Source organism: Acinetobacter sp. FY731 (assembly GCF_059515905.1).
On sequence record NZ_JCAKNB010000006.1, the window covers coordinates 1 to 12935 of the forward strand.

The window sequence follows — 12935 nt, forward strand, 5'->3', positions numbered from 1 at the left end:
ATCGTACGTGTTGGTGAAGAAGTTGAAATCGTTGGTATTAAAGATACAGTTAAAACAACTGTAACTGGCGTAGAAATGTTCCGTAAACTTCTTGATGAAGGTCGTGCGGGCGAGAACTGTGGTGTTCTTCTACGTGGTACTAAGCGTGAAGACGTTCAACGTGGTCAAGTACTTGCTAAACCAGGTGCAATCAAGCCGCATACTAAATTCGACGCAGAAGTATATGTACTTTCTAAAGAAGAAGGTGGTCGTCATACTCCATTCCTTAACGGTTACCGTCCACAGTTCTACTTCCGTACAACTGACGTAACTGGCGCTATCGCTCTTCAAGACGGCGTAGAAATGGTTATGCCTGGTGACAACGTAGAAATGTCAGTAGAATTAATCCACCCAATCGCAATGGACCCAGGTCTACGTTTTGCGATCCGTGAAGGTGGTCGTACAGTTGGTGCTGGTGTAGTTGCTAAAGTAACTGCATAATCGCTAAAGGTATTTCAAGTTGGGGCTTCGGCTCCAACTTGTTTTGTAGGTCAGTAGTTCAATTGGTAGAGCGTCGGTCTCCAAAACCGAATGTTGGGGGTTCGAGTCCCTCCTGACCTGCCATTTTTTTAAAAAAAACTTGATGCTGGTTAAATTGGTCATATAATAAGTCGCGAGTTCTACGACGAGTACAAAAATGTCGAATGATAAATCGCGTGACGCATTAAGCGAAGCGCCAATTCCTCAAAGAAATAATTCTGCTGAAATCGTAAGCTCTAGTTCGCCGATAGATTATATTTTATGGATAATATCTATAATTTTATTTATCGCTGCAATGCTGACAAATCAACATTTGCCGGGATATTGGGCGCCTGCGAGCGATGTTTGGGTTCGGGTTGGGGTGATTTTGGCTTGTATCGTAGCCGCTTTAGGTTTATTATACGCCACCCATCAAGGCAAAGGCTTTGTTCGTTTATTGAAAGATTCTCGAATAGAGTTGCGTCGAGTGACCTGGCCAACCAAAAACGAAACTGTGACCACATCTTGGCAAGTTTTATTGGTTGTAATCATTGCTGCAATCGTTTTGTGGTGTTTTGATTATATTTTAGGCTGGTTAATGAAGTTTATTATCGGGTAAGAGAGCTATGAAACGTTGGTACATTATTCATGCCTATTCAGGTTATGAAAAACAAGTGATGCGTTCGCTTAATGATCGAATCCAGCGTAGCGCTGTTGCCGATAGCTTTGGTGAAGTCCTTGTCCCTACTGAAGAAGTAGTGGAAATGAAGGAAGGTAAAAAGCGTAAGTCTGAGCGTAAATTCTTTCCTGGCTATGTGTTAGTCGAAATGGAAATGAATGATGATACTTGGCACATTGTAAAAGAGTGTCCAAAAGTACTTGGCTTTATTGGTGGTACTGCAGAAAAACCTGCACCTATTACTCAAAAAGAAGCTGATGCTATTTTAGCTCGTGTACGTAACACTGGTGAAGCACCTCGTCCTAAGACGATGTTTGAACCAGGTGAAGAATTATTAGTTGTAGATGGTCCATTCACTGACTTTAAAGGTGTGGTGGAAGAAGTTCTATACGAAAAGTCGCGTTTAACGTTGACTATTAATGTATTTAACCGACCAACTCAAGTTGAACTGGAATTTCGTCAAGTCGAAAAATCGGTTTAATTGGAATTGGTTGAAAACGCCCGATTTTTTTAAGATTGGGCATTGTTGTTGTAACGGTTATCGTTACTTGAAAACGTTGGGGAGCCTTAATCGGCGTTTGTACCCAGAGGTAATTTGAAATGGCTAAGAAGATTGACGGCTATATCAAGCTGCAAGTTCCAGCTGGTAAAGCGAATCCATCTCCACCGATTGGTCCTGCACTAGGTCAACGTGGTGTTAACATCATGGCATTCTGTAAAGAATTCAATGCTGCTACACAAAAAGTTGAAGCTGGTTTACCAATTCCTGTAGTGATTACTGTGTACAACGATAAGTCGTTCACATTCATCATGAAAACTCCTCCTGCTGCTATTCTTCTTAAGAAAGCTGCTGGTATCCAAAAGGGTTCGGCTGTACCTAACAAAACTAAAGTTGGTAAGTTGACTCGCGCTCAATTGGAAGAAATTGCGACTACTAAAGAACCAGATTTAACTGGTGCTGATTTAGACGCACGTGTACGTACCATTGCTGGTTCTGCGCGTTCTATGGGCTTGGAAGTGGAGCTTTAAGACATGGCTAAATTAACTAAACGTCAAAAAGCTATTGCAGCTGCTGTAGAAGCAAACAAAGTTTATACTTTGGAAGAAGCTGTACAGGTATTAACAAGCCTTCCTGCTGTTAAATTCAAAGAATCTTTGGATGTTTCAGTAAACCTAGGTGTTGATCCTCGTAAATCAGACCAAGTTGTTCGTGGCGCGACTATACTTCCTGCAGGTACTGGTAAAACTGTACGTGTTGCTGTGTTTGCTCAAGGTGCTGCTGCTGAAGCTGCTAAAGCTGAAGGCGCTGACATCGTTGGTTTTGATGACTTAGCTGAAAGCATTCAAGCTGGTAACCTTGACTTCGACGTGGTAATTGCTGCTCCTGATGCAATGCGCGTTGTTGGTAAGTTAGGTACTATTCTTGGTCCACGTGGCTTAATGCCAAACCCTAAAGTGGGTACTGTAACTCCTGACGTAGCTGGCGCTGTTAAAAACGCTAAAGCTGGTCAAGCACGTTACCGTGTAGACAAGGCTGGTATTATCCATGCTGCGATCGGTCAAGTAGGTTTCTCTGAAGAAGCTGTTCGCTCAAACCTTGAAGCTCTTGTAGCTGACCTTAAGAAAGCAAAACCTGCTACTTCTAAAGGTGTTTACATCAAAAAGATCACTTTAAGCTCAACTATGGGTCCTGGTCTTACTGTTGATGTAGCAAGCGTTTCTAAATAAGTTTCGACTTATTAAAGAATTTTAAAGCCCTGAGTAAAAATTAAAGTGTTGCTTTAATTTTTACACAAGAAACGCTCCGTCGTATTTTGCAAACTTAGGCAAACTTTGAATTGATAAATATTTGTTTATCAGCGTCAAAGACCTCAGGCGAAGAAAGTTTTTATGCTTTTTTCTTAATATTCCAGCCGGAGTAGACGCGGTGGTGTGATTTGTTCATCCTCCGCGTGTTGATTTAGAGATAAATCAACGAAATTGGGAGTGCATTCTGTGAATGCATAAATCACCGTTAGGAGGTTTTACAATGGCTCTTCTTATCGAAGGCAAAAAACAGATCGTAGCTGAAGTAACTGAAGTTGCTTCTACTGCATTTGCTGCTGTTGTTGCTGACTACCAAGGTTTAACAGTAGAACAATTAACTGCTCTACGTGTTGAAGCTCGTAAACTAGGTGTTGCTACTCGTGTAGTTCGTAACACTTTGGCTAAGCGCGCTCTTCAAGATACTCAATTCAATATCTTGAACGAAGACCTTGTTGGCCCAACAATTTTAGCTTTCTCAACTTCTGAAGACGACATGGGCGCAGCTGCTCGCTTGTTTGAAGAATTTGCTAAAACTAACAAAGCATTTGAACTTAAAGCTGCTGCATTTGACGGCAAACTTTATAAAGGTGCTGAAGTTAGCGTTATTGCGAATCTTCCAAACCAAGAAAAAGCGCTTACTATGCTTGCAAACGTTCTTCAAGCTCCTATTTCGAAATTGGGTCGCCTTATTACTGCGCTCAAAGAGAAAAACGAGTCAGAAGCTGCATAAGCTTAAACTTAAACACACATCATTCAATACCCATTTGGAGTTAATCTCATGGCTTTAACAAACGAAGAAATCTTAAACGCAGTTTCTGAAAAAACTGTTCTTGAACTTGTTGAACTTATTTCTGCTTTCGAAGAAAAATTCAACGTATCTGCTGCTGCTGTAGCTGTAGCTGCTGGTCCTGCTGCTGGTGCTGCTGCTGAAGAGCAATCAGAATTCAATGTTGAGTTGACTTCTTTCGGTGCTAACAAAGTAGCTGTAATTAAAGCAGTTCGTGAAGTTACTGGTCTTGGTCTTAAAGAAGCTAAAGATTTAGTTGAAGGCGCTCCTTCACTTCTTAAAGAAGGCATTTCTAAAGAAGAAGCTGAAGAACTTAAGAAAAAGCTTGATGAAACTGGCGCTACAATTACTGTTAAGTAATTTTGCCAGGGGGCAAATTTTAATTTGACCCCAAAAATTGGCTGATGGCTCTTGGGTCATCAGCCTTTTTGCGTTACAATAATCGGCTCGATTTTTGTTTGTGTGGCTTAAAATCCACCAGTCAATAAAAGATATATAAAATCAAACGCTTACCAATATTTTTTTAAGTTTGAAAATATTGTTAAGCGTTTTAATACCACTATAATTTGCAGCATTTGTCTAAGTGGTGGCCATATCGGCCTGCGTAATTCCTTCTAAACTCGTTCTGCAGGCGAGTTTAGTTTACTTTCCGAGGACTCCAGATGGCATACTCATATACCGAAAAGAAACGGATCCGTAAGAATTTTGGTAAATTGCCCCAAGTAATGGATGCTCCGTACTTGCTAGCGATTCAAGTTGACTCGTACAGAACATTCTTACAAGATGGCAAAACTCCAAAAAACCGCGAAGATATCGGTCTCCAAGCCGCATTTCGTTCAGTTTTTCCTATAGAAAGTTATTCTGGCAATGCTGCTTTAGAATTTGTTGAGTATAGTCTTGGTAAGCCTGAGTTTGATGTGCGTGAATGTATTCTTCGCGGCTCAACTTATGCGGCACCAATGCGCGTTAAAATTCGTTTGATCCTAAAAGATCGCGAAACAAAATCTATTAAAGATGTGCGTGAGCAAGAAGTGTACATGGGTGAAATGCCACTCATGACAGATAACGGTACATTCGTTATTAACGGTACTGAACGTGTAATCGTATCTCAATTACACCGTTCACCAGGCGTATTCTTCGATCACGATAAAGGCAAAACACATTCAAGTGGTAAAGTTCTTTATTCTGCTCGTATCATTCCTTACCGTGGTTCATGGTTAGATTTTGAATTTGATGCGAAAGATTTAGTATACGTACGTATCGACCGTCGTCGTAAATTATTAGCAACTGTTGTACTTCGTGCTTTAGGTTATAAAGATGAGCAGATCTTAGATTTATTCTTTGAGAAAGTTCCTGTTTACCTAGACATGGGTAGCTACCAAATTGACCTTGTGCCTGAGCGCCTTCGTGGTGAAATGGCTCAATTCGACATTCTTGATGCTGACGGCAAAGCGATTGTTGAACAAGGTAAACGTATTAATGCGCGTCATGTTCGTCAAATGGAAGCTGCTGGCTTAACTAAGCTTTCAGTTCCTGATGAATACTTGTATGAACGTATTACTGCTGAAGACATCGCTTTACGTGATGGCGACGTAATTGCTGCAAACACAGTATTGAGCCATGAGATCATGGTTAAGATTGCAGAAGGCGGCGTGAAGCAGTTCAATATTCTGTTCACAAATGACATTGATCGTGGTTCATTCATTGCAGACTCTCTACGTGCAGATACGACTACTAGTCGTGAAGAAGCACTTGTAGAAATCTACAAGGTAATGCGTCCAGGCGAGCCACCAACAAAAGAAGCTGCTGAAAACTTATTCAACAACTTATTCTTCTCATCTGAGCGTTATGACTTATCTCCTGTAGGTCGTATGAAGTTCAACCGTCGTTTAGGTCGTCCTTACGAAGTTGGTACAGATCAGAAGTCACGTGAAGTTGAAGGTATTTTATCGAACGAAGATATCACTGATGTTTTAAAAACATTAATTGAAATTCGTAACGGTAAAGGTGAAGTAGACGATATCGATCACTTAGGTAACCGTCGTGTTCGTTCTGTTGGTGAAATGACAGAAAACCAATTCCGTGTTGGTTTAGTTCGTGTTGAGCGTGCTGTTAAAGAGCGCTTAAGCCAAGCAGAAACTGATAACTTGTCTCCGCAAGATTTAATTAATGCGAAGCCTGTTGCTGCTGCAATCAAAGAATTCTTTGGTTCAAGCCAGTTATCTCAGTTCATGGACCAAAACAACCCATTATCTGAAATCACGCATAAACGTCGTGTATCAGCTCTTGGTCCCGGTGGTTTGACTCGTGAACGTGCGGGCTTTGAAGTACGTGACGTACATCAAACTCACTACGGTCGTGTATGTCCAATTGAAACACCTGAGGGTCCAAACATTGGTTTGATCAACTCGCTTTCTGTATATGCTAAAGCGAACAACTTTGGTTTCTTAGAAACTCCATACCGTAAAGTTGTTGATGGCCGTGTTACTTTAGATATCGAATACTTATCTGCAATTGAAGAAGTAGGTACTGTAATTGCACAGGCCGATTCTGCAGTTGATGCTGATGGTAACTTATTAGAAGAAGTTGTATCTGTACGTCACCAAGGTGATTTCGTACGTATGCCTCCTGAAAAAGTAACGCATATGGATGTATCTGCTCAGCAGGTTGTATCTGTAGCTGCGTCACTTATTCCGTTCCTTGAACACGATGATGCTAACCGTGCATTGATGGGTTCAAACATGCAACGTCAGGCTGTTCCTACGTTAATCGCAGACAAGCCACTTGTTGGTACTGGTATGGAAGCGAACGTAGCACATGACTCTGGTGTATGTGTGATCGCGAAACGTGGTGGTCGTATCGAATTTGTTGATGCATCGCGTGTAGTTATTCGTGTAAATGAAGACGAAATGATTGCAGGTGAAGCGGGTGTAGATATCTACAACCTTATCAAATACACACGTTCTAACCAAAATACATGTATTAACCAAAAAGTACTTGTTAGCCTAGGCGATCAAGTTGGTCGTGGTGACGTGCTTGCTGATGGTCCATCTACTGATGGCGGTGAATTGGCTCTTGGTCAAAACATGCGTGTAGCGTTCATGACTTGGAACGGTTACAACTATGAAGACTCGATCTTATTATCTGAACGTGTTCTTCAAGAAGATCGTTTAACTTCGATTCATATTCAAGAACTTTCATGTGTTGCTCGTGATACTAAGTTAGGTGCAGAAGAAATTACTGCCGATATTCCTAATGTAGGTGAAGCTGCATTATCGAAACTTGATGAGTCAGGTATTGTTTATATCGGTGCTGAAGTTGCTGCTGGTGACATCCTTGTAGGTAAAGTAACGCCTAAAGGTGAAACACAGTTAACACCAGAAGAAAAATTGCTTCGTGCAATCTTCGGTGAAAAAGCTGCTGACGTTAAAGACTCATCTTTACGTGTATCTTCAAGCGTTAAAGGTACAGTTATTGACGTTCAAGTGTTTACACGTGATGGTCTTGAAAAAGATGAACGTGCTCAAGCAATTGAAAAAGCTCAGCTTGATGCATACCGTAAAGATTTGAAAGAAGAATTCAAAATCTTTGAAGAAGCTGCTCGTGAACGTATCATTCGTTTATTGAATGGCAAAGAATCTAACGGTGGCGGTACAACTAAACGTGGTGACAAGCTTTCTGAAGCTGTGTTGTCTGGTTTAGAGCTTGTTGATTTGTTGGATATCCAACCAGTTGATGAAGCAATCGCAGAGCGTTTAACTCAAATTCAGGTGTTCTTGAAAGAGAAGAGCCAAGAAATTGATGAGAAATTTGCAGAGAAGAAACGCAAACTTTCTACAGGTGATGAACTTACAACTGGCGTATTGAAAGTTGTTAAAGTTTACTTAGCTGTTAAACGTCGCATCCAACCGGGTGACAAAATGGCGGGTCGTCATGGTAACAAAGGTGTTGTATCAAACATCTTACCAGTAGAAGACATGCCACACGATGCAAATGGTGTTCCAGTTGATATCGTACTTAACCCTCTAGGTGTACCTTCACGTATGAACGTGGGGCAGATTCTAGAAACTCACTTGGGTATGGCTGCTCGCGGTCTTGGCGAAAAAATCGACAAGATGATGCAAGAGCAACGTACGATCATGGAGCTTCGTGAATTCTTAGATAAGATTTACAACAAAGTTGGTGGCGAGCAAGAAGATCTTGATAGCTTAACTGACCAAGAAGTTCTAGCACTTTCTAAGAACTTGCGTAAAGGTGTTCCTTTAGCAACTCCTGTATTTGACGGTGCTGATGAAGGTCAAATTAAAGAGTTATTAGAACTTGCGGGCATTTCACGTACTGGTCAAACAGTATTGTATGATGGTCGTACAGGTGAACGTTTTGATCGTCCTGTAACTGTTGGTTACATGTACATGTTGAAACTGAACCACTTGGTAGACGACAAAATGCATGCGCGTTCTACTGGTTCTTATTCTCTAGTTACGCAACAGCCGCTTGGTGGTAAAGCACAATTCGGTGGTCAGCGTTTCGGTGAGATGGAAGTTTGGGCACTTGAAGCATACGGTGCAGCTTACACGCTACAAGAAATGCTTACAGTTAAGTCGGATGACGTTGAAGGTCGTACTCGTATCTACAAGAACATTGTAGATGGAAACCATTATATGGATCCAGGTATGCCAGAATCGTTCAACGTATTGACCAAAGAGATCCGTTCTTTAGGTATCAACATTGAACTGAAAAATGGTGACTAATTAGTTCCATTTAATCCCCCTAACCCCTTTTGAGAAAGGGGGAGTTCTTACTCGAAAGGGTTGGAGCTTCCCTCCTTAGAAAAAAGGAGGGATTGAGGGAGGATTACTCAGTTAAAAAACAATATTTGTGACCCAGTTGTTGAGTGAAAATCTCCACAACACACGGAGAAAAAAATTGAAAGACTTGCTCGATATCATGCGCAAAAAGACGGATTCAGACGGTCATGCTCCAGTAGAGTTTGATCGCATCCGTATTGGTCTTGCGTCACCAGAAATGATTAAGTCATGGTCTCATGGTGAAGTTAAAAAACCTGAAACCATTAACTATCGTACGTTCAAACCAGAACGTGATGGTTTATTCTGTGCCAAAATCTTTGGTCCAGTAAAAGATTACGAATGCTTGTGTGGTAAATACAAGCGTATGAAATACAAAGGCGTCATTTGTGAAAAATGTGGCGTTGAAGTAACAACTGCGAAAGTTCGTCGTGAACGTATGGGTCACATCGAATTAGCTTCTCCAGTTGCACATATTTGGTTCTTGAAATCATTACCAAGCCGTATCGGTTTATTACTTGATATGACGCTTCGTGATATCGAACGTGTATTGTATTTCGAATCTTATGTTGTAACTGACCCAGGTATGACTCCATTTGAGAAATACCAACTTCTTAACGATGAAGAGTACTTCAATGCGTTAGAAGAACACGGTGATGAATTCACTGCGAAAATGGGTGCAGAAGCAGTTCAAGATTTGTTGAAAGATATCGATCTTGAAAACGAAATTTCTCGTTTACGTGAAGAAATTCCAAATACAACTTCAGAAACAAAGCTTAAGAAATCTTCTAAGCGTTTGAAGTTAATGGAAGCGTTTAAAGAGTCGAACAACAAACCAGAATGGATGGTGTTAACAGTACTTCCTGTACTTCCACCAGATCTTCGTCCGTTAGTTCCTCTTGAAGGTGGTCGTTTCGCGACTTCTGACTTGAACGATCTTTACCGTCGTGTGATTAACCGTAACAACCGTTTAAAACGTCTTCTAGACCTTGCTGCTCCAGACATTATCGTACGTAACGAAAAACGTATGTTACAAGAGTCTGTAGATGCATTGTTAGACAACGGTCGTCGTGGTCGTGCAATTACTGGTTCGAACAAACGTCCTCTTAAATCTTTGGCAGATATGATCAAAGGTAAACAAGGTCGTTTCCGTCAAAACTTACTTGGTAAGCGTGTTGACTACTCGGGCCGTTCGGTAATTACAGTAGGTCCTACTTTACGTTTGCACCAATGTGGTCTTCCGAAAAAAATGGCACTTGAATTATTCAAGCCATTCATTTTCGCTAAATTACAAGCATCTGGCCAAGCAACAACCATTAAAGCTGCGAAGAAAATGGTTGAGCGCGAAACTCCAGAAGTTTGGGACGTTCTTGCATCTGTAATTCGTCAACACCCTGTAATGTTGAACCGTGCGCCAACACTTCACCGTTTAGGTCTTCAAGCATTTGAACCTATTCTTATTGAAGGTAAAGCGATCCGTCTTCACCCGTTAGTTTGTGCGGCATTTAACGCCGACTTTGACGGTGACCAAATGGCGGTACACGTACCATTAACACTTGAAGCTCAATTAGAAGCTCGTGCGTTAATGATGTCGACAAACAACATCTTGTCTCCAGCGAACGGTGAACCAATCATCGTACCTTCTCAAGACGTTGTCTTGGGCTTGTATTACATCACTCGTGATGCGATCAATGCCAAAGGTGAAGGCATGGTGTTTGCGGATACTGACGAAGTAAACCGTGCACTTGCAACAGGTCAAGTAGATTTACACGCTCGTGTTAAAGCACGTGTACATCAAACTGTAATTGACGAAGATGGTAACCGTGAACAGCAAACGATTGTTGTAGATACAACTCCTGGTCGTTGCTTACTTTGGGAAGTTGTTCCTGAAGGTATGGATTTCCAACAAATTAACCTTGAGATGACTAAAAAGAACATCTCTAAGTTAATTAACTCTTGCTACCGTAAATTAGGTCTTAAAGATACAGTTATCTTTGCTGACCAATTGATGTACTTGGGCTTCCGTCAAGCGACTCGTTCAGGCGTTTCTGTTGGTATGGAAGACATGTTAATTCCACCAAACAAAGAAGCGATCATTGCAAAATCTGAAGCTGAAGTTCGTGAAATCGAACAACAGTTTGAACAAGGTTTCGTAACTGCTGGTGAGCGTTATAACAAAGTTGTCGATATTTGGGCGCGTACAAACGACCAAGTAGCGAAAGCGATGATGGATAACTTATCTTTCACAACTGTTAAAAACAAACAGGGTGAAGATGAGAAGCAAAAATCATTCAACTCAATCTACATGATGTCTGACTCTGGTGCCCGTGGTTCGGCAGCTCAGATTCGTCAGCTTGCAGGTATGCGTGGTTTGATGGCTAAGCCAGATGGCTCGATCATTGAAACGCCTATTAAAGCGAACTTCCGTGAAGGTTTGACAGTACTTCAGTACTTCATTTCAACACACGGTGCACGTAAAGGTTTGGCCGATACAGCACTTAAAACAGCAAACTCGGGTTACTTAACTCGTCGTCTAGTAGACGTAGCGCAAGACTTAGTGATTACTGAGCCAGATTGCGGTACTTTAGGCGGTCTTGTAATGACTCCGTTCATTCAAGGTGGCGATGTAATCGAGAACTTAGGTACTCGAGTTCTTGGTCGTGTACTTGCTGAAGACGCGAAAAAACCAGGTTCTGATGATGTAATTCTTCCACGTAATACATTAATCGATGAAAAACTTGCTAACTACTTAGAAGAGCAAGGTGTCGATGAAGTTAAAGTGCGTTCAGTAATTGCATGTGAATCTACATTTGGTGTTTGTGCGAAATGTTATGGTCGTGACCTAGCTCGCGGTCACTTGGTAAACCCAGGTGAATCTGTGGGTGTAATGGCTGCTCAATCAATTGGTGAGCCAGGTACACAGTTAACAATGCGTACGTTCCACGTAGGTGGTGCTGCGAGCCGAACTTCTGCTGCTAATAGCATTCAAGTTCGTAACAAAGGTACAGTACGTTTCCATAATGTGAAAACAGTACAGCATGCGAAAGGTCACTTAGTATCAACTTCACGTTCAGGTGAAATTGGTATTGCTGATGATATCGGTCGTGAACGCGAACGTTATAAAATCCCTTACGGTGCATCAATCATCATTAAAGATGGTGAGACTGTTGAAGCAGGCGGTATTGTTGCAACTTGGGATCCGCATACACATCCACTTGTTACAGAATTCGCAGGTAAAGTACGTTTCAGCCAAATCGCTGATGGCGTAACTGTTACATCGAAAACTGATGATGCAACAGGTATGACAACTATTGAAGTTTTACCAGTGACTTCACGTCCTGCGTCAGGCAAAGATATGCGTCCTGCTGTAGTATTAGATCAGGCTGATGGTGCTGAACAGTTCTACTTCTTACCACAAAACACAATTCTTTCTGTCCGTGATGGCGAAACAATTGGTGTGGGTGATGTAATTGGTCGTGTACCACAAGAATCTTCACGTACTCGTGATATTACCGGTGGTCTTCCACGCGTAGCCGATTTATTCGAAGCACGTAAACCGAAAGAGCATGCAATTCTTGCTGAGATTTCTGGTGTTGTGAGCTTTGGTAAAGAAACTAAAGGTAAGAACCGTCTTGTGATTACTCCGGATGATGGCTCTGAAATTTATGAAGAGTTAATTCCGAAATGGCGTACGATTAACGTGTTCGAAGGCGAACATGTAAACCGTGGTGAAACTGTTTCTGACGGTCCACAAAATCCACATGACATCTTACGCTTGAAAGGTGAAGTTGCGCTTACAAACTACATCGTGAACGAAGTTCAAGACGTATACCGTCTCCAAGGTGTAAAAATCAACGATAAGCACATTGAAGTCATCGTACGTCAAATGTTGCGTAAAGTTGAAATCACTGACGGTGGTGATACAAGCTTCATCAAAGGCGAACAAGTGGAATACATCCGTGTTGTTGGCGAAAACCAAGCTGTACTTGCTCAGAACAAGTTCCCAGCGAAGTTTGAACGTCAATTAATGGGTATTACAAAAGCATCGCTTTCTACTGACTCATTTATTTCTGCTGCATCGTTCCAGGAAACAACTCGTGTGTTAACTGAAGCTGCTGTAACAGGTAAAGAAGATGATTTACGTGGCTTGAAAGAAAACGTTGTTGTGGGTCGTTTGATCCCAGCGGGTACAGGTCTTGCTTACCACTTAGAGCGTCGTCGTCAAGAATCAGAAGCTGCAGAATTTGAGCTTGTAAATGATTTCTCTGATGTAGACCAAGCATTAAGCCAAGCATTTAACGAAGAATTCTAATTTATCGTTACTTGATTGCAGAAAAGGCGCCTTAGGGCGCCTTTTTTA

At 41.6% G+C, this 12935-nt stretch carries 9 protein-coding genes and 1 tRNA gene; all 10 read left to right on the plus strand.

Annotated features, from left to right (window positions below; genetic code table 11):
- Window positions 1–480 (plus strand): EF-Tu C-terminal domain-related protein (locus AC5YC8_RS09125; protein ID WP_496164296.1); only part of this gene is annotated, 480 nt, incomplete at its 5' end.
- A gap of 47 nt (window positions 481–527) precedes the next feature.
- Window positions 528–603, plus strand: a tRNA-Trp gene (locus tag AC5YC8_RS09130).
- Between the two features lie 73 nt (window positions 604–676).
- Window positions 677–1117, plus strand: coding sequence for a preprotein translocase subunit SecE (secE, locus tag AC5YC8_RS09135; protein ID WP_496120381.1), 441 nt, complete (start codon window positions 677–679; stop codon window positions 1115–1117).
- Between the two features lie 7 nt (window positions 1118–1124).
- A complete protein-coding gene (gene nusG / locus AC5YC8_RS09140) occupies window positions 1125–1658 on the plus strand; it encodes a transcription termination/antitermination protein NusG (protein ID WP_154771966.1) in 534 nt (177 codons plus the stop codon).
- A 119-nt stretch (window positions 1659–1777) separates the two neighbouring features.
- Window positions 1778–2206: a 50S ribosomal protein L11 gene (gene rplK / locus AC5YC8_RS09145; RefSeq protein ID WP_004868049.1), complete on the plus strand. Its 429-nt coding sequence runs from the start codon at window positions 1778–1780 to the stop codon at window positions 2204–2206.
- Window positions 2207–2209: 3 nt separating this feature from the next.
- Window positions 2210–2905: a 50S ribosomal protein L1 gene (rplA, locus tag AC5YC8_RS09150; protein ID WP_496164297.1), complete on the plus strand. Its 696-nt coding sequence runs from the start codon at window positions 2210–2212 to the stop codon at window positions 2903–2905.
- A gap of 301 nt (window positions 2906–3206) precedes the next feature.
- The gene (gene rplJ, locus AC5YC8_RS09155) at window positions 3207–3713 is read left to right on the plus strand and encodes a 50S ribosomal protein L10 (protein WP_496120385.1); all 507 of its coding nucleotides are present in this window, start codon (window positions 3207–3209) and stop codon (window positions 3711–3713) included.
- Window positions 3714–3761: 48 nt separating this feature from the next.
- The gene (gene rplL, locus AC5YC8_RS09160; protein WP_496120387.1) at window positions 3762–4130 is read left to right on the plus strand and encodes a 50S ribosomal protein L7/L12; all 369 of its coding nucleotides are present in this window, start codon (window positions 3762–3764) and stop codon (window positions 4128–4130) included.
- A gap of 302 nt (window positions 4131–4432) precedes the next feature.
- A complete protein-coding gene (gene rpoB, locus AC5YC8_RS09165; RefSeq protein ID WP_496120388.1) occupies window positions 4433–8521 on the plus strand; it encodes a DNA-directed RNA polymerase subunit beta in 4089 nt (1362 codons plus the stop codon).
- Between the two features lie 175 nt (window positions 8522–8696).
- Complete coding sequence (gene rpoC / locus AC5YC8_RS09170) at window positions 8697–12887, plus strand: DNA-directed RNA polymerase subunit beta' (RefSeq protein WP_496120390.1); 4191 nt, start codon at window positions 8697–8699, stop codon at window positions 12885–12887.
- The last annotated feature ends 48 nt before the right edge of the window (window positions 12888–12935 follow it).